This window comes from Ramlibacter sp., assembly GCF_028292805.1.
Classification (GTDB): Bacteria; Pseudomonadota; Gammaproteobacteria; order Burkholderiales; family Burkholderiaceae_C; genus Ramlibacter.
Genome location: NZ_JAQGLS010000245.1, coordinates 1 through 19,454, shown reverse-complemented (window position 1 = coordinate 19,454; position 19,454 = coordinate 1). Strand labels below are relative to the sequence as shown.

The 19,454-nt window shown below is 69.4% G+C and carries 19 protein-coding genes; 12 read left to right on the top strand and 7 right to left on the bottom strand.

The window, feature by feature from the left end:
• Nucleotides 1-4 precede the first annotated feature (4 nt).
• The 10 genes from murD to JWP65_RS15500 all read left to right on the top strand — a co-directional run bounded on the left by murD (nt 5) and on the right by JWP65_RS15500 (nt 10,836).
• Complete coding sequence (gene murD, locus JWP65_RS15545) at nt 5-1,504, top strand: UDP-N-acetylmuramoyl-L-alanine--D-glutamate ligase (RefSeq protein WP_299765310.1); 1,500 nt, start codon at nt 5-7, stop codon at nt 1,502-1,504.
• A 2-nt stretch (nt 1,505-1,506) separates the two neighbouring features.
• Nucleotides 1,507-2,733 carry a putative lipid II flippase FtsW gene (gene ftsW / locus JWP65_RS15540; protein ID WP_299765308.1) on the top strand — a complete coding sequence of 409 codons (1,227 nt, stop codon included), beginning with the start codon at nt 1,507-1,509 and terminating at the stop codon, nt 2,731-2,733.
• On the top strand, nt 2,730-3,791 hold the full coding sequence (gene murG / locus JWP65_RS15535; protein WP_299765306.1) for an undecaprenyldiphospho-muramoylpentapeptide beta-N-acetylglucosaminyltransferase: 1,062 nt from the start codon (nt 2,730-2,732) through the stop codon (nt 3,789-3,791). Before ftsW ends, murG begins: the two co-directional genes overlap by 4 nt.
• Nucleotides 3,788-5,200 carry a UDP-N-acetylmuramate--L-alanine ligase gene (gene murC / locus JWP65_RS15530; protein WP_299765304.1) on the top strand — a complete coding sequence of 471 codons (1,413 nt, stop codon included), beginning with the start codon at nt 3,788-3,790 and terminating at the stop codon, nt 5,198-5,200. The genes murG and murC overlap by 4 nt, the downstream gene beginning before the upstream one ends.
• Nucleotides 5,197-6,165, top strand: a complete 969-nt coding sequence (locus JWP65_RS15525; protein ID WP_299765302.1) for a D-alanine--D-alanine ligase — start codon at nt 5,197-5,199, stop codon at nt 6,163-6,165. Before murC ends, JWP65_RS15525 begins: the two co-directional genes overlap by 4 nt.
• Nucleotides 6,162-6,947 (top strand): cell division protein FtsQ/DivIB, encoded by a 786-nt coding sequence (locus JWP65_RS15520; protein WP_299765300.1) that lies wholly within the window; start codon nt 6,162-6,164, stop codon nt 6,945-6,947. Before JWP65_RS15525 ends, JWP65_RS15520 begins: the two co-directional genes overlap by 4 nt.
• A 9-nt stretch (nt 6,948-6,956) precedes the next feature.
• Complete coding sequence (gene ftsA, locus JWP65_RS15515) at nt 6,957-8,186, top strand: cell division protein FtsA (protein ID WP_299765298.1); 1,230 nt, start codon at nt 6,957-6,959, stop codon at nt 8,184-8,186.
• A gap of 147 nt (nt 8,187-8,333) precedes the next feature.
• Entirely contained in the window at nt 8,334-9,584 is a 1,251-nt protein-coding gene (gene ftsZ / locus JWP65_RS15510) for a cell division protein FtsZ (RefSeq protein ID WP_299765295.1), read from the top strand.
• A 148-nt stretch (nt 9,585-9,732) separates the two neighbouring features.
• Complete coding sequence (lpxC, locus tag JWP65_RS15505) at nt 9,733-10,656, top strand: UDP-3-O-acyl-N-acetylglucosamine deacetylase (protein ID WP_299765293.1); 924 nt, start codon at nt 9,733-9,735, stop codon at nt 10,654-10,656.
• Between the two features lie 9 nt (nt 10,657-10,665).
• Entirely contained in the window at nt 10,666-10,836 is a 171-nt protein-coding gene (locus JWP65_RS15500) for a hypothetical protein (protein WP_299765312.1), read from the top strand.
• A 70-nt stretch (nt 10,837-10,906) separates the two neighbouring features.
• Here the strand turns inward: JWP65_RS15500 and ruvC are convergent, their stop codons facing one another.
• From ruvC to JWP65_RS15470, 6 genes are read right to left on the bottom strand one after another with little or no spacing between them, the layout of a single operon-like run.
• A complete protein-coding gene (gene ruvC / locus JWP65_RS15495; protein WP_299765291.1) occupies nt 10,907-11,455 on the bottom strand; it encodes a crossover junction endodeoxyribonuclease RuvC in 549 nt (182 codons plus the stop codon).
• Between the two features lie 16 nt (nt 11,456-11,471).
• Nucleotides 11,472-12,203: a monofunctional biosynthetic peptidoglycan transglycosylase gene (gene mtgA / locus JWP65_RS15490; RefSeq protein WP_299765289.1), complete on the bottom strand. Its 732-nt coding sequence runs from the start codon at nt 12,201-12,203 to the stop codon at nt 11,472-11,474.
• 43 nt (nt 12,204-12,246) lie between these two features.
• Nucleotides 12,247-13,086 carry a shikimate dehydrogenase gene (gene aroE / locus JWP65_RS15485; protein WP_299765287.1) on the bottom strand — a complete coding sequence of 280 codons (840 nt, stop codon included), beginning with the start codon at nt 13,084-13,086 and terminating at the stop codon, nt 12,247-12,249.
• Nucleotides 13,083-13,937: an energy transducer TonB gene (locus JWP65_RS15480; protein WP_299765286.1), complete on the bottom strand. Its 855-nt coding sequence runs from the start codon at nt 13,935-13,937 to the stop codon at nt 13,083-13,085. The genes aroE and JWP65_RS15480 overlap by 4 nt, the downstream gene beginning before the upstream one ends.
• Complete coding sequence (locus tag JWP65_RS15475; RefSeq protein ID WP_299765284.1) at nt 13,934-16,003, bottom strand: RNB domain-containing ribonuclease; 2,070 nt, start codon at nt 16,001-16,003, stop codon at nt 13,934-13,936. The genes JWP65_RS15480 and JWP65_RS15475 overlap by 4 nt, the downstream gene beginning before the upstream one ends.
• A gap of 34 nt (nt 16,004-16,037) precedes the next feature.
• Complete coding sequence (locus JWP65_RS15470; protein WP_299765282.1) at nt 16,038-16,622, bottom strand: YqiA/YcfP family alpha/beta fold hydrolase; 585 nt, start codon at nt 16,620-16,622, stop codon at nt 16,038-16,040.
• 49 nt (nt 16,623-16,671) lie between these two features.
• On the opposite strand from JWP65_RS15470, the gene rodA reads away from it, so the two are divergent.
• Both rodA and JWP65_RS15460 read left to right on the top strand, forming a co-directional pair.
• A complete protein-coding gene (gene rodA / locus JWP65_RS15465) occupies nt 16,672-17,826 on the top strand; it encodes a rod shape-determining protein RodA (RefSeq protein ID WP_299765280.1) in 1,155 nt (384 codons plus the stop codon).
• Nucleotides 17,827-17,943: 117 nt separating this feature from the next.
• Nucleotides 17,944-18,564: a response regulator transcription factor gene (locus tag JWP65_RS15460; protein WP_299765278.1), complete on the top strand. Its 621-nt coding sequence runs from the start codon at nt 17,944-17,946 to the stop codon at nt 18,562-18,564.
• Here the strand turns inward: JWP65_RS15460 and JWP65_RS15455 are convergent.
• A partial coding sequence (locus tag JWP65_RS15455; RefSeq protein ID WP_299765276.1) for an alkaline phosphatase D family protein occupies nt 18,561-19,454 on the bottom strand: 894 nt, incomplete at its 5' end. The two genes, JWP65_RS15460 and JWP65_RS15455, sit on opposite strands and share 4 nt — an antisense overlap.

The following is a 19,454-nucleotide window of genomic DNA, read 5'->3' as shown; positions in this document are numbered from 1 at the left end:
GCAATTGCGCGACCAACCCGTCCTGGTGCTCGGCTGCGGTGCGTCCGGCTTCGCCATGGCGCGCTGGTGCGCGCGGCAGGGTGCGGTGGTGACGGTCGCCGACACGCGCGACGCGCCGCCGCAACTGGCCGCGTTGCGCGAGCAGGTGCCGCAGGCGCGCTTCGTGGCCGGCCCGTTCGACGCGGCGCTGGCCGATGGCCAGCAGCTGGTGCTGCGCAGCCCGGGCCTGACGCCGGCGCAGGTGGCGCCGGTGGTCGACGCCGCCCGCGCTGCCGGCGTGGCCGTGCGCGCCGAACTGGACCTGTTCGTGGCCGCCCTGGCGCAACTGAAGGCGGCCGACGGCTACCAGCCCGCGCTGCTGGCCGTGACCGGCACCAACGGCAAGACCACCGTCACCTCGCTGACCGCGCAACTGGTCGAGCGCGCCGGCAAGACGGTGGCGGTGGCGGGCAACATCGGCCCCAGCCTGCTGGACTCGCTGACCCAGCAGGGCGCAGACCTGCCGCAGGTGTGGGTGCTCGAGCTGTCCAGCTTCCAGCTGGAAGGCGTCACCGATTTCGAACCAACGGCAGCCACCGTGCTGAACCTGAGCCAGGACCACCTGGACTGGCACGGCACGATGCAAGCGTACGCGGCCGCCAAGGCGCGCGTGTTCGGCCGGCATGGCGTGATGATCCTGAACCGCGACGATCCGGTCGTCATGCGGATGCTGCCCGAGCCAGTGCGCCTGAAGGGCGGCAAGTACGAGCAGCGCAGCTACATCACCTTCGGCGAGGGCCTGCCGCAACGCCCGGGCGACTACGGCCTGGAAGTGCCGCACGGCATGGCCTGGCTGGTGCGCGCCCACGAAGCGGACGAAACCGAAAAGAGGCGCAAGCACGAAGAGGTGGAAATCCACCTGCAACGCCTGATGCCGGCTGATGCCCTGCGCATCCGCGGCCGCCACAACGCCACCAACGCGCTGGCCGCGGTGGCCCTGGCCACGGCCGCTGGCTGCCAGCTCGCGCCGATGCTGTACGGCCTGCGCGACTACCGCGGCGAACCGCACCGCGTCGAGCCGGTGGGCATCGTCGACGGCATCGAGTACTTCGACGACAGCAAGGGCACCAACGTCGGCGCCACCGTCGCCGCGCTGCAGGGCCTGGGCGCCGACCGCAAGCTGGTGGTGATCCTGGGCGGCGACGCCAAGGGCCAGGAGTTCGCGCCGCTGGCCGCGCCAGTAGCGCGTTTCGCTCGCGCCGCCGTGCTGATCGGGCGCGACGCTCCCGCCATCCGCGCCGTGCTGGAACCGACCGGCGTTGCCTTGCTGGAAGCGGCGACGATGCAAGAGGCGGTGCGCCTCGCGACCCAGCGCGCCCACGCCGGCGACGCTGTTCTGATGTCGCCGGCCTGTGCCAGCTTCGACATGTTCCGCAATTACGGCCACCGGGCCGAAGTGTTTCGCGCCGCGGTGCAAGTGATCGCGGACGAAGCCGGCGCGATGCTGGCGGGGGACACGCAATGAGCATCGCTGCCACCCTCTCCGGACTCAATCCCTGGCGGCCGCGCGCGCCGGGCTGGCACCCCGAACGCGCCCCGCGCGACAACGCCAACGTGCGGCTGCACGGCTTTGACGCCGCGCTGGTTTGGGTCTGCGTCGCCCTGCTGGCCTGGGGCCTGGTGATGGTCTATTCGGCCTCGATCGCGCTGCCGGACAACCCCAAGTTCGCCCGCTATGCGCACAGCTTCTTCCTGACACGGCACGCCATCTTCCTGGGGCTGGCCTTCGTCGCCGGCCTGCTGGCGTTCCAGGTGCCGGTGGCGAGCTGGGAGCGCTGGGCGCCGTGGCTGTTCGTGCTGTCGCTGCTGCTGCTGGTGATGGTGCTGATCCCCGGCATCGGCAAGGGCGTCAACGGCGCGCGCCGCTGGATCGCCGTCGGGCCGATCTCGTTCCAGCCGTCCGAGCTGGCCAAGTTCGCGGTGCTGCTCTACGCCTGCAACTACATGGTGCGCAAGATGGACGTGCGGGAAAACTTCCTGCGCGCGGTCATGCCGATGGCCACGGCGGTCGCGGTCGTCGGCGTGCTGCTGCTGGCCGAGCCGGACATGGGCGCCTTCATGGTGATCGCGGTGATCGCCATGGGCATCCTGTTCCTGGGCGGCGTCAACGCCCGCATGTTCTTCCTGATCGCCACGGTGATCGTGGTCGCCTTCGCCGTGATGATCGCGCTGTCCGACTGGCGGCGCGAGCGCATCTTCGCCTACCTGGACCCGTGGAGCGAGAAGCACGCGCTGGGCAAGGGCTACCAGCTGTCGCACTCGCTGATCGCCATCGGCCGCGGCGAGATCTTCGGCGTCGGCCTGGGCGGCAGCGTCGAGAAGCTGCACTGGCTGCCGGAGGCGCACACCGACTTCCTGCTGGCCGTCATCGGCGAGGAGTTCGGCCTGATCGGCGTGGTCACCGTGATCGGCCTGTTCCTGTGGATGACGCGCCGCATCATGCACATCGGCCGCCAGGCCATCGTGCTGGACCGGGTGTTCGCCGGGCTGGTGGCGCAAGGCGTCGGCATCTGGATCGGCTTCCAGGCCTTCATCAACATGGGCGTGAACCTGGGCGCGCTGCCGACCAAGGGCCTGACCTTGCCGCTCATGAGTTACGGCGGCTCGGCGGTGCTGCTGAACGTGGTGGCGATCGCGGTGGTGCTGCGCATCGACTACGAGAACCGCGTGCTGATGCGGGGAGGCCGCGCATGAAGTGCGCTCTCGTCATGGCCGGCGGCACCGGTGGCCACATCTTCCCCGGGCTGGCCGTGGCCGAAGCCCTGCGCGAGCGCGGCTGGCGCGTCCACTGGCTGGGCGCTCCGGGCAGCATGGAGGCGCAGCTGGTGCCGCCGCGCGGCATTCCGCTGGAGACGATTGCCTTCGGCGGCGTGCGCGGCAAGGGCCCGCTCACGCTGGTGCTGCTGCCGCTCAGGCTGCTGCGCGCCTTCTGGCAAAGCATCCAGGTGGTGCGCCGGGTCAAGCCCGACGTGCTGGTGGGCCTGGGCGGCTACATCACTTTCCCCGGCGCCATGATGGGCGTGCTGCTGGGCAAGCCGCTGGTGCTGCACGAACAGAACTCGGTCGCCGGCATGGCCAACAAGGTGCTGGCCGGCGTCGCCGACCGCGTCTACAGCGCCTTCCCCGACGTGGTGGCCAAGGGCGAGTGGATCGGCAATCCGCTGCGCGCGGCCTTTCTGAACCAGCCGCCGCCCGAGCAGCGCTTTGCCGGCCGCAGCGGCCCGCTCAAGCTGCTGGTGGTGGGCGGCAGCCTCGGCGCCAAGGCGCTGAACGACATCGTGCCGCAGGCGCTGGCCCGCATTCCGGCCGCGCAGCGCCCGCACGTGGTCCACCAAAGCGGCGCCAGGCAGATCGAAGAGCTGCGCGCCAACTACGCAGCTGCGGGCGTCGAGGCGGACCTGACGCCTTTCATCGACGACACCGCCAGCGCGTTCGCCCAGGCGGATCTCGTGATCTGCCGCGCCGGCGCCAGCACCGTCACCGAGCTGGCGGCCGTCGGCGCCGCGGCCCTGTTCGTTCCCTTCCCGTTCGCGGTGGACGACCACCAGACCACCAACGCCCGCTTCCTCGTCGATGCGGGTGGCGGCTGGCTGGTGCAGCAGCGCGAACTGACCCCCGACACCGTAGCGACCATGCTGATCACGCTCCAGCGCGACGAACTGCTGCGGCGCGCCGTGGCGGCCCGGAAAATGCAAAAAACCCAGGCGACCGAGCAGATGGTCGCCGCCTGCGAGGCGCTCGCCAAAGCATGAAACACGCAATCAAGCACATTCATTTCGTCGGAGTCGGCGGCGCCGGCATGTCGGGCATCGCCGAGATCCTGCGCAACCTGGGCTACCTGATCTCCGGCTCGGACCTGAACGACACACCGACGCTGCGCCGGCTGTCCGAGCTGGGCATCCAGACCTTCGTCGGCCATGCCGCGGCCAACATCATCGGCGCCGATGCGGTGGTCACGTCGACCGCGGTGCAGGCCGACAACCCCGAGGTGCTCGCCGCCCGCAAGCGCAAGATCCCGGTGGTGCCGCGCGCCATGATGCTGGCCGAGCTGATGCGCCTGAAGCAGGGCATCGCCATCGCCGGCACCCACGGCAAGACCACCACCACCAGCCTGGTGGCCAGCGTGCTGGCCGAGGGCGGGCTGGACCCGACCTTCGTGATCGGCGGCAGGCTCAACAGCGCCGGCGCCAACGCCAAGCTGGGCAGCGGCGACTACATCGTGGTGGAGGCCGACGAATCCGACGCCTCGTTCCTGAACCTGCTGCCGGTGATGGCCGTCGTGACCAACATCGACGCCGACCACATGGAGACTTACGGGCACGACTTCAACCGGTTGAAGGGCGCCTTCCTCGAATTCCTGCACCGCATGCCGTTCTATGGCACCGCCATCCTGTGCGTCGACGACCCGACCATCCGCTCGATCCTGTCCGACGTGCAGTGCCCGGTCACCAGCTACGGCCTGCACGAAGAAGCCCAGGTGCGGGCCGTGGACGTGCGCGCCGTCGGCCCGCAGATGCACTTCACCGTGCAGCGGCGCAACGGCGTGATCTTGCCCGACATGCACGTCAAGCTGAACCTGGTGGGCATGCACAACGTGCTGAACGCGCTGTCGGCGATCGCCGTCGCGGTGGAACTGAACATCCCCGACGACGCGGTCGTCAAGGCGCTGGAAGACTTCAAGGGCGTCGGCCGCCGCTTTCAAAGCTATGGCGACGTCGCCGTGCCCGGCGTGCGCGGCGGCGGCAGGTTCACCGTGATCGAGGACTATGGCCACCACCCGGTGGAGATGGCGGCGACGCTGTCGGCCGCCCGCGGCGCCTTCCCCGGCCAGCGCATCGTGCTGGCCTTCCAGCCGCATCGCTACACCCGCACCCGCGACTGCTTCGAGGATTTCGTGCGGGTGCTGGGCAGCGCCGACGCGGTGGTGCTGTCGGAGGTGTACTCCGCCGGCGAAGACCCGATCGTGGCCGCCGACGGCCGCTCGCTGGCGCGCGCCGTGCGCGTGGCCGGCAAGGTGGAACCCCTGTTCGTCGACGACATCGGCGCGATGCCGCAGGAGATCCTGGACACCGTGCGCGACGGCGACGTCGTGCTGTGCATGGGCGCCGGCTCCATCGGCGCGGTGCCCGCCAGGCTGGTCGAAATGGGAGGCGCGGCATGAACCCCGGGGATTTCGGCAAGGTCGCCGTCCTGATGGGCGGCCACTCGGCGGAGCGCGAGGTGTCGCTGATGTCCGGCGGCGGCGTGCTGCAGGCGCTCCTTTCCAGGGGCGTGGATGCGCATGCGTTCGATCCGGCCGAGCGCGACCTGTCCGAGCTCAAGCGCGACGGCTTCCAGCGCTGCTTCATCGCGCTGCACGGCCGCTTTGGCGAAGACGGCACGGTGCAAGGCGCGCTGGAGCTGCTCGGCATCCCGTACACCGGCTCCGGCGTGATGGCCTCGGCCATTTCGATCGACAAGGTGATGACCAAGCGGGTCTGGATCGCCGAGAACGTGCCGACCCCGCGCTACACCCTGCTGCGGCGCGGCAGCTACGAGCACGAGCAGGTGATCCGGGTGCCGGACGACCTGGGCCTGCCGGTGATCGTCAAGCCGGCGCGTGAAGGCTCGTCCATCGGTGTGGCCAAGGTCGAGGGTTACTCCGACATGCAGGCCGCCGTCGACGCCGCCGCCGTGCTCGACGCCGACGTGCTGTGCGAGCAGTTCGTGGCCGGTGACGAGGTCACCTGCCCGATCCTGGGCACCGGCGACCAGGCCCGCGCGCTGCCGGTGATCCGCATCGTCGCCCCGGCCGGCAACTACGACTACCAGAACAAGTACTTCAGCGACGACACCCGGTACCTGGTGCCGTGCGGCCTGCCCGCCGGCGAAGAGGAAGCGATCCAGGACCTGGTGCTCAAGGCCTACCGCGTGCTGGGCTGCCGCGGCTGGGGCCGCATCGACGTGATGGTCGATGCGACCACGCGCAAGCCGTACCTGTTGGAGATCAACACCTCGCCCGGCATGACCGGCCACTCGCTGGTGCCGATGTCGGCCCGCGCCGCCGGCATCAGCTACGAAGACCTGTGCCTGCAGTTGCTGGCCAGCGCCGCCCTCGACCAGCTCAGGCAGCCGTCGCCATCATGAAGCACGCGCTGCCGCAGCCCGTCGACGTCAAGCTGATGAACCTCACCGCTTCGGTGCTGTTCGTGGCTTGCGCCGTGCTGCTGGCGGCGGCGCTGGGCTGGTGGCTGCTGCGGCACCCGCTGTTCGCGGTGGGCGGCATCACGGTGCAGGGCGACCTGGAGCACAACAGCGTGGCCACCTTGCGCGCCAACGTGGCGCCGCGGCTGGCCGGCAACTTCTTCACGCTGGACCTGCAGCGGGCCCGCGCGGCTTTCGAGAGCGTGCCCTGGGTGCGCCAGGCCACGGTGCGGCGCCAGTTCCCGAACCGGCTGCGGGTGCAGCTGCAGGAGCACCAGCCGCTGGCGCTGTGGGGCGCCGAGGCCGAGTCGCGCATGGTCAACACCTTCGGTGAAGTGTTCGAGGCCGACCCGGGAGAGCTCGACGAGGACGAACTGCCGCGCCTGAACGGCCCGGACGGCGCGGCGCCGCAGGTGCTGGCGATGTACCGCGGCCTGCAGCCGCTGTTCGAGCCCATGGAGCTGCGGGTGGAGCAGCTGGCGTTGACCAATCGCGGCGGCTGGACGCTGAAGCTGGACAGCGGCGCGGTGGTGGAACTGGGTCGCGGCACGCAGGACGAGGTGCTGGCGCGCAGCCAGCGCTTTGCCCGCACGCTGACCCAGGTGACTTCGAAATACGGCCGACGACCGGAGGCGCTGGTAACGGCGGACCTGCGGCACCGGGACGGCTATGCGGTGCGGTTGAGGGGCGTGGGCACAACGGACGTGCAAACGCAGAGGAACTAGGAACAAGAGATGGCCAAGGATTACAAGGACGTCGTGGTCGGACTCGACATCGGCACCGCCAAGGTGATGGTGGTCGTGGCCGAGGTCATGGGCAACGGCGCGCTCAAGCTCGCCGGCCTGGGCGTGGCGCCGTCCAACGGGCTCAAGCGCGGCGTGGTGGTGAACATCGACGCCACCGTGCAGAGCATCCAGCAGGCGCTGAAAGAGGCCGAGCTGATGGCCGACTGCAAGATCACGCGCGTCTACACCGGCATCACCGGCGCCCACATCCGCGGGATCAATTCCAGCGGCATGGTGGCGGTGAAGGACCGCGAGGTGACGCCGGCGGACGTGGCCCGCGTGGTGGAGACGGCGCGCGCCATCAACATCTCGACCGACCAGCGCCTGCTGCTGGTGGAGCCGCAGGAGTTCGTGATCGACGGCCAGGACGTCAAGGAGCCGATCGGCATGAGCGGCATCCGGCTGGAGGCCAAGGTGCACATCGTGACCGGTGCCCAGAGCGCGGCCGAGAACATCATCAAGTGCGTGCGCCGCTGCGGCCTGGAGGTGGAGCAGCTGATGCTGAACCCGCTGGCCTCCAGCGCCGCGGTGCTGAGCGAGGACGAACGCGAGCTGGGCGTGGCGATGGTGGACATCGGCGCCGGCACCACCGACGTGGCGATCTTCACCGGCGGCGCGATCCGGCACACCGCCGTCATCCCGATCGCCGGCGACCTGATCACCAGCGACATCGCGATGGCGCTGCGCACGCCGACCAAGGACGCCGAGGACATCAAGGTGGAGTCGGGCTACGCCAAGCAGCTGCTGGCCGACCCCGAGCAGCAGGTCGAGGTGCCGGGCCTGGGCGACCGCGGCCCCCGCATGCTGAGCAAGCAGGCGCTGGCCGGCGTGATCGAGCCGCGCGTCGAGGAAATCTTCGCGCTGGTGCAGCAGGTGATCCGCGAGTCGGGCTTCGAGGAAGTGCTGTCGTCCGGCATCGTCATCACCGGCGGCAGCGCCGTGATGCCGGGCATGGTCGAACTCGGCGAAGACATCTTCCTCAAGCCCGTGCGCCGCGGCATCCCGCGCTACCGCGGCTCGTTGTCGGACATGGTGGCGCAGGCGCGTGCCGCCACCGTCATGGGCCTGCTCGAAGAGGCACGCACCGCGCGCATGCGCGGCCAGAAGGTGGCGCAGCAGCACGGCTCGATGAAGACCGCCTTTGGCCGCCTGAAAGATTTCATCGTGGGGAACTTCTAGTCATGACATCCAAACTGTGGCTGGCCCGTGGTTCTCCGCCCAATTCGAGAAAGGAGCGATGTCGGTGCACCGATCCACCGCTCCCGCGTTGATGACACATCCAACAAATCAGCAAGTGGCAACTGCAGCAAAATCAGGAGTAAGGCAATGAGCATCGAAATGATCGAAGTGGAAGAGTTCCACCAGGGCACCCAGATCAAGGTGATCGGGGTCGGCGGCGGCGGTGGCAATGCCGTGGCGCACATGATCGCGTGCGGCGTGCAGGGCGTGGAGTTCGTCTGCGCCAACACCGACGGGCAGGCGCTGGCGCGCAGCACGGCCCACAAGCACATCCAGCTCGGTGGCACCGGCCTGGGCGCCGGCAGCAAGCCCGAGAAGGGCCGCGAGTGCGCCGAGCTGGCCGTCGAAAGCATCCGCGAGGCGATCCAGGGCGCGCACATGCTGTTCATCACCGCCGGCATGGGCGGCGGCACCGGCACCGGCGCGGCGCCGGTGATCGCGCGGGTGGCCAAGGAGATGGGCATTCTCACGGTGGGCGTCGTCACCAAGCCGTTCGACTGGGAAGGCGGCCGCCGCATGACCAACGCCGACACCGGCCTGGCGGAGCTGGAAGCCAACGTCGACTCGCTGATCGTGGTGCTGAACGAGAAGCTGCTGGAAGTGCTGGGCGACGACATCACCCAGGACGAAGCCTTCGCCCACGCCAACGACGTTCTGAAGAACGCGGTGGGCGGCATCGCCGAGATCATCAATGTTCCCGGCCACGTCAACGTCGACTTCGAAGACGTGCGCACGGTGATGGGCGAGCCCGGCAAGGCGATGATGGGCACGGCCCTGGCCAATGGCCCGGACCGCGCTCGCATCGCGGCGGAGCAGGCAGTGGCCTGTCCGCTGCTGGAGGGCATCGACCTGTCGGGCGCCAAGGGCGTGCTGGTGCTGATCACGGCGGCCAAGGGCAGCCTGAAGCTGTCGGAGTCGAAGCTGGCGATGAACACCATCCGCGCCTATGCCTCGCCGGACGCGCACGTGATCTACGGCACCGCCTACGACGACGAGCTGGGCGACCAGGTCCGCGTCACCGTGGTGGCCACCGGCCTGTCGCGCCAGGGCCAGCGCCGCACCGCGCCCCCGTTGCAGGTGCTGCGCACCGGCACCGACAACGTGCCGTTCCACGTGCCGACCATCCACAGCGCTGTCGGCGGCCCCGGTGCGATCGTCACGCGCGAGATGCAGGGCGCCGGTGGCGCCCAGGTGGCGCAGCCCGAGTACGGCGGCCTTGCCGTGCCGAGCGTGTGGCGCACCAACCGGACCCAGGCCGCGGCCAAGGTGGACGCCCTGTCCAGCGGCGGCATGGACGACTTCGAGATCCCGGCCTTCCTGCGCAAGCAGGCCGACTGAGGGTCTTGTCCAGGATTCCCTAGGCAGTTCTCCAAGGGGCTTGGGGGCGGGTACAGGCGTGCCCGCCCTTTTTTCGTCCGGCCCCCGGCTGGTGTGGCCATGCGGTAAAGCGGATGCGTTGGCGGCCGCGGCCAACTAAAATCGACCGATGCTTCGCCAACGCACGCTCAAGACCCTGACCAGGGCGGTCGGCGTGGGCCTGCACGGCGGCCAGCGGGTGGAGCTGACGCTGCGGCCGGCCCAGCCGGACACCGGCATCGTGTTTCGCCGGGTCGACCTGCCGGTGCCGGTGGACATCCCGGTGTCGACCCTGGCCGTGACCGACACGCGGCTGGCCTCGACCATCTCCAACGGCAACGTCAAGGTCCACACCGTCGAGCACCTGATGTCGGCCTGCGCCGGCCTGGGCATCGACAACATGTACGTGGACATCACGGCCGAAGAGGTTCCCATCCTCGACGGCTCCTCCGCGTCCTTCGTGTTTCTGTTGCAAAGCGCCGGCATCGAGCAGCAGCACGCGCCGCGCCGCTTCATCCGCGTGCTGCGGACGATCGAGGTGCGCGAAGGCGAGGGCGACAACCTCAAGTGGGCGCGGCTCGACCCGTTCCACGGCTACAAGCTGGCTTTCGAGATCGATTTTTCGCACCGCGTGGTCGACTCGACCGCGCAGCGCTACGAATTCGACCTGAGCTCGGGCCAGTACAGCCGCGACATCGCCCGGGCCCGCACCTTCGGCTTCACCAAGGACGTGGAGATGATGCGGTCCAAGGGCCTGGCCCTGGGCGGCGGGCTGGACAATGCCATCGTGATGGACGACTACCGCGTCCTCAACTCCGACGGGCTGCGCTACGACGACGAGTTCGTCAAGCACAAGATCCTGGACGCCATGGGCGACCTGTACATCGTCGGCAAGCCCTTGCTGGCGGCCTACAGCGCTTTCCGCTCGGGCCACGCATTGAACAACAAGCTGCTGCGCGCGCTGCTGGCCGCGCCGGACGCCTTCGAGGTGGTGAGCTTCGGTGACGAGCGCCAGGCGCCGGCCGGCTTCGCCCTGCCGGCGCGGGCCTGGTAGCCGATGCTGGTGTTCCGCTGGATCCTGATGCTGCTGCTGCTGGCGGCCGGCGTCAGCTTCGCCTTCTACGCCGGTACCGGCCAGGCGAAGTACAAGCGCTTCGGGCTGGTCCTGCTGAAGTGGACGCTGTTCTCGGCGCTGGGGTTCTTCCTGGTGCTCGTTCTCGAGCGGCTGGCCTGACCTCACCGCGTCGTTGCGGCGCACGCGGGACTGCCGGGCCCCCGCCTTCGCGGGGGTGACGAAACGAAAACTAGTGCGCCCGCCCCGCCCGGTACATCCCGGTCGACTTGCGCCCCACACTGGCAGCCGTCGCGATGCGCGCCAGCGACGCACCCACATGCGCGTGCGTGATCGCCAGCCCCAGGGCATCCGCCGCATCCTTGCCCGGAACGCCGGGCAGCCCCAGCAGGCGCTTGACCATCTCCTGCACTTCGGCCTTGCCGGCCTTGCCGTAGCCCGCCACCGCCTGCTTCATCTGCAGCGCGGTGTATTCGGCCACCGACAGGTTGCAGGAGACCAGCGCCGTCACGCAGGCGCCGCGCGCCTGACCGAGCAGCAAGGTGGCTTGCGGGTTGACGTTGACGAACACGATTTCCACGGCTGCCACGTCGGGCTGGTAGCGCGTGCGCACCTCGTTGATGCCGTCGAACAGCACCTGCAGCCGCGCCGGCAGGTCGCCGCGGTGAAGGTGGGTGGTGGTGATCGTGCCGCTGGCCACGTATTGCAGCGCGTGGCCGTCGACGTCGATGACGCCGAAGCCGGTAGTCTGCAGGCCAGGGTCGATACCGAGAATGCGCATGGCCGATCTTAGGGCTTCAGGGCACGACCGCATCGCGCATCCGCGCGACGATCGTCGAGGCCCGGCTGGCCAGGTAGCCCGAGCCCGGGTTCTTTTCGAAGCGCTTGGGCTGCGGCAGCATCACCGCCAGCCGCGCCGCCTCGTAAGGCCCCAGCTTGCTGGCACTCTTGCGAAAGTAGTGCTGGGCGGCGGCCTCGGCGCCGAACACGCCTTCGCCCCACTCCACGTTGTTCAGGTAGATCTCCAGGATCCGCCGCTTGGACAGCATGCGCTCCAGCGCGAAGGTCAGCACGAACTCCTGGCCCTTGCGCAGCAGCGTGCGCTCACCGGACAGCAGCAGGTTCTTGGCCAGCTGCTGGGTGATGGTGGAGCCGCCTATCACTTTGGGCGGCCTGGCGACGGGCCGCACCAGGGCGGCGCGCCTGGCCGCCTGTTCTTCCGCCTTGGCGTTGCGCTCCCAGGCCTTTTCGACCGCGTCCCAGTCGACGCCGTCGTGGTTGACGAAGCTGCCGTCCTCGGAGGCGATCACGGCGCGCTTGAGGTGCTCGGAGATCTGCGCGTACGGCAGCCACTGCTGGCGCCAGCGAAAGCGATCGCGCCCGGTCGCGATCCGCCAGGCCTCCGAGCGCTGGAAGGTCGTCGATTCCGGGTCGATCGCCGCCATCGATGCGATACGCAGCAGGAAGAACAGCTGCAAGGCGAAGCCGGCCAGCAGCACCAGCCCCAGCCAGCGCAGCAACGGCTTCACTGGACCCCCAGGATGGTCCGCTGCGCGAGCGGGCGAGCGGCGCTCACGCGGCCAGCTCCGCCCGCAGCTCGGCCAGCACCTGCGCTGCCGGTGGCCGCACGCCGCGCCAGACCCAGAAAGCCTCGGCCGCCTGTTCCACCAGCATGCCCAGGCCGTCGCGGCCGATGGCGCCGTGGCTGCGGGCCCAGTCCAGAAAGCCGTCCGCCGCGGGTCCATACATCATGTCGCAGGCAAGCGCACCCGGCTTGAGCACCGTTGCCGGAACCGGCACCGCATCGCCCGCCAGGCTGCTGGCGGTGGCGTTCACCACCACGTCGAAGCAGCCGGTGACGTCCGTCAGCGAACAGCTTTCCAGGGCGACGTCGTTGGCCGTGGCCAGGGTGGCGTGGCCAGCAACCAGCGCCCGCGCCTTGTCGACCGTGCGGTTGGCCACCACCACCCGGCGCGGCCGCGTGTCGAGCAACGGCCCCAGCACGCCGGCCGCCGCGCCGCCGGCGCCGACCAGCAACAGGTCACGCCCGGCCAGGGCCATGCCGGCGTTGCCTTGCAGGTCATGGACCAGCCCGATGCCGTCGGTGTTGTCGCCGGTCAGGTCGCCGCCGTCGAAACGCAGCACGTTGCAGGCTCCCGCCAGGGCCGCCCGCGCGCTGCGCCGGCTGACCAGCGTGGCGGCCTCGAACTTGAACGGCACCGTGACGTTGCAGCCTTTGCCGCCTTCGGCCGCGAAGGCCTGCAGCGCCGCGGCGAAGCCGTCGAACGGAATCAGCCGCCGGCCATATTCCACCGGCTGGCCGGTGAGGGCGGCGAAGCGGGCGTGGATCCACGGCGACTTGCTGTGGCCCACGGGATTGCCCATGACGCAGTACTGGTCCACGGCAGTCAACGGTTGGTGAGCTTGGTCTCGAGCGTTTCGTCGCGCGTGAACTTGAAGCGCGACACCACGACGATCTGGTCGGCCTTGCGGCGCATGGCCTCGCTGAAGTTGCCGAACGGGGCGGCCGCCTGGGCGATGGTGGCCGCGCGCCGGTCCAGCGTCAGGTTGCCGGAGCTTTCCACCACTTCGGTTTCGATGATGCGTCCGTTGTGGTTGACGGTGACGATCATGGTCAGCTCGCCGTACAGCTTGCGGCCGGCCATCTCCGGAAAGTTGTGCGTGCCGCGGTCCTCGATCTTGCGCCGCAGCGTGTCGTAGTAGAGGGCGTAGACCTCTTCGCGCGTGGCCGGGCTGATGTAGCGCTTCTTTGGCCGCGCATTTTCTTCGTTGATGCGCCGCTCGATCTCGGCCAGCAGCTTGGTCAGGTGGCGGCGCTTTTCCTCACGCGCGGCCGCCTGCGGGTTGGTGGCCGCCTGCTTGGGATCGGGCGGCGGCAGCGCGGCCAGCGAGCGTTTCAGCTGCGCCAGCATCAGCGTCTGCTGCTCCTGCATCGCCTCGATCTGCCGTTGCGCGTCCTCGGCCGCGTCGCCCAGCCGGGTCAGGGCCGACGGCGGCAGCGGCGAGGTGGCGCGGCCCAGGTCGGCTTCGCCGCCCCCGGCCAGGCTGGCCTGGGCGATGGCCTGGGCCTTGTCGACCTTCTCGTTGCTGCGGGCGTTGACCAAGATCACCTCCAGCGGGGTGTCCTGGAAGACGCGGTTGAAGCCTTCGGGATCGACGAAGCGCACCGTCAGCACCGCGGCGTGGACGATCACGGAGACGCCCAACGCGATTTCGATGGTGCTCAGGGACTTCAGGTTCATTGAATCGGGGTGGCGGCACCACCAGGGGCCGCAGTCTCCTCCCCGGGAGTGTCCGAGACATCCACCGCAATGGCAATCGGCCCGGCCACGGTTTCGTCCTCGCTGTCGTCTTCTTCCGACGCCGGTGCGACGGTTTCCGTGTCCAGCCGCTGCAGCACCGTGCCGGCGATGTCCAGCGTGATCAGGTCGATCTCGCCCAGCCTCAGCCGCACCCGGGCTCCGCGCGGCAGGTCGCTCGCGCCCAGCACCGGCAGCACCAGCGGCAGCAGGTCGGCCCGCGCCAGCCCCTCCTTGAACACCGTCGCATCGAGTTCCGCGATGCCGTTCTGCGCGATGTACTTGAGCGTCCAGTACCGCTCCATGCCGGCCTGGTTGCCGTTGTAGGCGGAGTAGGCGGCGTCGAAGGCGGAGATCACCGAGAACAGCTCGGCGTCCTTGGGCTTGAAAGGCGCGACCAGGGCCGCCGTGCGGCCGTGGCGGGCGGCGGCGATGATCTGCCACTGGTTGACCAGGTCGGTGTAGCGGCGCAGCGGCGAGGTGCTCCAGGCGTAGCTGGGCACGCCGATGCCGGCGTGCGGCAGCGCCTTGGTGCCCATGCGCACCTTCACGCCCGGCAGCAGGCTGGCCTGGCTGCGGTAGATGCCGGGAACGCCGACCTCCGCCAGCCACAGGCCCCAGGTGCTGTTGGCCAGGATCATGGCCTCGGACACGATCAGGTCCAGCGGCGCACCGCGGCGGCGGGTGCTGATCTCCACTGTCTCGTCGCCGGTCGGCTCGTCCCCGGCGGCCAGCAGCTTGAAGCTGTAGTCCGGCCGGTTGAAGGTCTCGGGCTTGCCGCGCACCACTTCGCGCTGCGCCTTGAGCTGGCGCGCCAGCCGGTACAGGAAGGCCAGCTCGGTGCGCAGGCTGGCGGCGGCGGCTGGCACGCCGGGCACGTCCGCCGTCGCCGCGTCGTCCAGCCAGGCTTCGCTGACGTGGGCATCGAGCTGGTCGTGCCGCAGGTTGGCCACGATCGGCACGCGTTCCAGCCGGGTCTGGCTGGATTTCACGGCCAGCGAGGCTTCGTCGAACTGCACATACAGGGAGACGGAGGGGCAGTCGCGGCCTTCTTGCAGCGTGTACGCCTGCACCACGTCGTCCGGCAGCATGGTGATCTTGTGGCCCGGCATGTAGACCGTGGACATGCGCTGGCGCGCCAGCTGGTCCAGCGGCGAGCCGGCCTGGATCGCCAGGCCAGGCGCGGCGATGTGGATGCCCACGGTGACGGTGCCGCTGCCCAGCCCCTGCACCGACAACGCGTCGTCGATCTCGGTGGTGCTCGAATCGTCGATCGAGAAAGCCGCCACGCTGGCCAGCGGCAGCTCGTCCTTGACCGGCGGCGCCGGCACCGGCGCAAAGCCGGTGCCCTTGGGGAAGAACTCCAGCAGGAAGCGCTTCCAGTGGAACTGGTAGGGCGAGGCGATCGCGCCGGCCTTTTGCAGCAGGTCCAGCGGCGCGGTGTGCGTCGCGCGCGACGCCTCGACCACTGCCTTGTATTCGGGGGCGTTCTTGTCCGGCTTGAACAGGATGCGATAGAGCTGGTCGCGAATCGCCGGCGGGCAGCTGCCCGCGCCCAGCTCCGCAGCCCAGGCGGCGATCTGCGCCTGCAGCTGCTTTTTCTTTTCGATGCCGGCCAGGGCCTGCTGCAGGATCTCGGGCGGCGCCTTGCGAAACCGCCCCTTGCCGGCGCGGCGGAAGTAGTGCGGCGCCTCGAACAGCCGCACCAGCGCGCCGGCCTGCTGCTCAAGCGTGGCCTTGTCACTGAAATAGTCGCGCGCCAGCTCGGCGAAGCCGAAGTCCTCGGCGGGGGCGAACTCCCAGGCCAGGTCCAGCTCGATCTCCTGGGCCACGGCATGCGCGGCCCGCAGCAGTTCGGCCGGCTGCGGCTTGTCGAACTTCAACAGGATGTTGGCGGCCTTGACCTTGACCCGCTTGCCGCTTTCCAGCTCCACCTGGGACGAGGCATCGGCCTCCGACAGGACCCGTCCGGCGAGGAACTTGCCGGCTTCTTCGAACAACACAAACATGGCGGCGATTGTCCCACGCCCCAAGGAGGCCCCTTCAGGCCAGGTCCAGGAAGGCCAGCACTTCGCCCAGATGGTCGTCGAAGTCGGACAGCGCGTGGTCGCCCTCTTGCAGCAGCTTGATGCGCACGCCCGGGTAGCGGCCGGTCATCTCGCGCCAGCCCAGCACTTCGTCGCCCTTGGCCATCACGCCGAAGTAGCGCTCCGGCCGCGTGATGGGCCCGCGCTCCAGCGCCCGCAGTTCGTCTACGTATTCCGGGGCGAAGACCAAGCGCTGCGCCGGATCGTGCCAGGCGGCGTGCTCGCCGACCTGGCAAGCCAGGTCGCGCGCGGCGTGCACCGCGGGGTTCAGCAGCACGGCGCGGCAGCCGGTGTCTTCGGCGATGCAGGTGGCGTAGAAGCCCCCCAGCGACGAGCCCACGACGGCCATCCGCTGCGCCGGCCAGTCGGCGATGCCTTCGCGCAGCTGCGCCAGCGCGGCGGCCGGGGAGGGCGGCAGTTGGGGGCACCACCAGTTCACCGCCGGATGGCGCTCGCGCACAGCCGCCGCCATCCGCCGGGCCTTGAACGATTGCGGGGAGGAGCGAAATCCGTGCAGGTAGAGCAGGTGGGTGGTGGCCATGCGCGCAATGGTAGCGGCGCGGGGCGCGCGCCTGCCCGATAATTCAGCCATGTCCGCCGTCTTCGACAAGCCCAACCTGCGCCATCGCATTGCGCCCATGCTGCAGGGCTTCGACGGCCCGCTGGCCTTCGCCGTGTTCCTGCTGGCCTGCGCCGGCCTGCTGACGATGTACTCGTCGGGCTTCGACCACGGAACCCGGTTCATGGACCATGCCCGCAACATGCTGCTGGCCGGCTTCATCATGTTCATCGTGGCGCAGGTGCCGCCCCAGCGCCTGATGAGTTTCGCGGTGCCGCTGTACGTCGCGGGGGTCGCGCTGCTGGTCGCGGTGGCGGTGTTCGGCATCACCAAGAAGGGCGCCAAGCGCTGGGTCAACCTGGGCATCGTGATCCAGCCGAGCGAGATCCTCAAGATCGCCACCCCGCTGATGCTGGCCTGGTGGTTCCAAAAGCGCGAGGGCCAGCTGCGGCCGCTGGACTTCATCGTGGCCGGGCTGCTGCTGGCCGTGCCGGTCGGCCTGATCATGAAGCAGCCTGACCTGGGCACGTCGCTGCTGGTGCTGGCGGCCGGCCTGTCGGTGATCTTCTTTGCCGGCCTGTCCTGGAAGCTGGTGCTGCCGCCGGTGGCGCTGGGCGTTGCCGCGGTGGCGGTGTTGTTGGTGTTCGAGTCGCAGCTGTGCGCGCCCGGCTTCAGCTGGGGCTTCCTGCACGACTACCAGCAGCAGCGGGTGTGCACCTTGCTGGACCCGACCAAGGACCCGCTGGGCAAGGGCTTCCACATCATCCAGGGGATGATCGCCATCGGCTCCGGCGGCATCTTCGGCAAGGGCTTCATGCAGGGGACGCAGACGCACCTGGAGTTCATCCCCGAGCGCACCACGGACTTCATCTTCGCGGCCTACTCCGAGGAGTTCGGGCTGCTCGGCAACGTGTTCCTGATCATCAGCTTCCTGTTCCTGGTGCTGCGGGGACTGGCGATCGCGCTGGATGCGCCCACGCTGTTCTCGCGGCTGCTGGCCGGCGCGGTGACCATGATCTTCTTCACCTACGCCTTCGTGAACATGGGCATGGTGAGCGGCATCCTGCCGGTGGTGGGCGTGCCGCTGCCCTTCATCAGTTATGGCGGCACCGCGATGGTCACGCTGGGCATGGGCCTGGGCATCCTGATGTCGATCTCCAAGGCCAAGCGACTGGTCCAGAGCTGACGCCGCCAGCGCCTCTATCCCGATGGGCAGAGGCCAGCCGCAGCGCCTGCGCGCATGATCCCGTGGTGCGGGGTGAGGCGGCCGCAGGTGGTGCAGTCACGGCAAAAGGAGGGCCCCATGCGAGTTCTGGTGTGCGACGACCATTCCCTGTTCCGGGAAGGCCTGCGGCTGCTGCTCGAAAAGCTCGACCCCGGCATGGAAGTCACGCTCACCGCCTCGGCGGCGGAAGCGGTCGACGCCACCCGCGATTCGACTTTCGACCTGATCCTGCTGGACTGGCACATGGACGGCCTGTCCGGCGCCCGTGCGCTCGATGCCTTGCGCGAGTCCGCGCCGCTGACGCGGGTGGTGGTGCTGTCCGGTGACCGCAATGCCGAACTGGTGCGCACGGCGGTCGACGGCGGCGCCGCCGGCTTCATCCCCAAGGACTCGCCGCCCAACCAGCTGATGACGGCGGTGCGGACCATCGCCGAGGGCGGCGTCTACCTGCCCACCGGCGGCATGACGGCGATCCAGACGCGCGACGTGCGCGATGCCTTCCCCACGCTCACCGAGCGGCAGGCCGACGTGCTGCGGGCGGCGCTGCGCGGCAATTCGAACAAGCTGATCGCGCGCCAGCTGGGCATCAGCGACGGCACCGTCAAGACGCACCTGCGCGCGATCTACCAGGAACTGGGCACGCGCAACCGCACCGAGGCGGTCTACATGGCGGCCGAACAAGGCGTGCGGATTTCCTAGCCGACCACTTCGACGGTGGCGCTCCAGTCGGCGCCGCTGCGCGTGGCCTTCAGCAATGCGCAGCCGTTGCGCCCCGGCGCCAGCACCTGCGCGTCCACCGTGCACTCATAGCTTTGCCGAACGCCGGCGCGCACCGCGTCGAAGCCGAAACTGTCGTGCAGCAGCAGGTTCCACTCGGTCTCGTTGGCGAACGGGTAGGGCGCGTAGAGCGCCGGCGCATGGCAGGACTGGAACTCGGCGCTGGCACCGCTTTCCACGTTGCGGACCGTCACTTCGGCGCGGCAACCCAGGTGCAGGTCGCCGGAGAGGAACACCAGGTTGCGCAGCTGGTGGTCGCACACGAACGCGAGCAGGCGGCAGAAGGACGCCGGGTAGCCCTGCCAGTTGTCCAGGTACAGCGGGTCGTCGATCCACTGGCGGCTGCGGGGCAGCAGCAAGGCGGCGCTGCTGACGATCTTCAGCGATTCGGGCGGCGCCTGCAGCAGCCAGGCCTCGAGCTGTTGCGTCTGCTCCAGGCCCAGGATCAGCGCACGGTCCAGTGTTTCGGCGCTGCGGTGCGGCCGCTGGGTGCGGCTGTCGGCCATGAAGAGGTGCCAGCCCGAGCCCTGCTCCAGGATCTGCACGGCGCGGCTGCGCGGCTCGCCGGGGCGCTGGTGTTGCCAGTAGGCGGCCAGTCCGTGGCGGTAACGCGGCCCCGTGCCGCCAGCGCGAAACGGCTCCCAGTTGTCGCCGATCTCGTGGTCGTCGGGTGTCATGCGCACCCGGCCCAGGAACTCCTGCGGCAGTTCGCCCAGCGGCCCCATCTCGCGGTCCAGCATGTCCTCGTACGGGATGCGGAAGCGGTCTTCCAGCCGCACGGGGTCGAGCAGGCCGGAGGTCGCGTCGGTATA

Coding starts and splice junctions, on each gene's coding strand:
- murG (WP_299765306.1), top strand. CDS start 2,730: ATGAAGTGCGCTCTCGTCATGGCCGGCGGCACCGGTGGCCACATCTTC.
- murC (WP_299765304.1), top strand. CDS start 3,788: ATGAAACACGCAATCAAGCACATTCATTTCGTCGGAGTCGGCGGCGCC.
- JWP65_RS15525 (WP_299765302.1), top strand. CDS start 5,197: ATGAACCCCGGGGATTTCGGCAAGGTCGCCGTCCTGATGGGCGGCCAC.
- JWP65_RS15520 (WP_299765300.1), top strand. CDS start 6,162: ATGAAGCACGCGCTGCCGCAGCCCGTCGACGTCAAGCTGATGAACCTC.
- ftsA (WP_299765298.1), top strand. CDS start 6,957: ATGGCCAAGGATTACAAGGACGTCGTGGTCGGACTCGACATCGGCACC.
- ftsZ (WP_299765295.1), top strand. CDS start 8,334: ATGAGCATCGAAATGATCGAAGTGGAAGAGTTCCACCAGGGCACCCAG.
- lpxC (WP_299765293.1), top strand. CDS start 9,733: ATGCTTCGCCAACGCACGCTCAAGACCCTGACCAGGGCGGTCGGCGTG.
- ruvC (WP_299765291.1), bottom strand. CDS start 11,455: ATGCGCATTCTCGGTATCGACCCTGGCCTGCAGACTACCGGCTTCGGC.
- JWP65_RS15480 (WP_299765286.1), bottom strand. CDS start 13,937: ATGAACCTGAAGTCCCTGAGCACCATCGAAATCGCGTTGGGCGTCTCC.
- JWP65_RS15475 (WP_299765284.1), bottom strand. CDS start 16,003: ATGTTTGTGTTGTTCGAAGAAGCCGGCAAGTTCCTCGCCGGACGGGTC.
- JWP65_RS15470 (WP_299765282.1), bottom strand. CDS start 16,622: ATGGCCACCACCCACCTGCTCTACCTGCACGGATTTCGCTCCTCCCCG.
- rodA (WP_299765280.1), top strand. CDS start 16,672: ATGTCCGCCGTCTTCGACAAGCCCAACCTGCGCCATCGCATTGCGCCC.
- JWP65_RS15460 (WP_299765278.1), top strand. CDS start 17,944: ATGCGAGTTCTGGTGTGCGACGACCATTCCCTGTTCCGGGAAGGCCTG.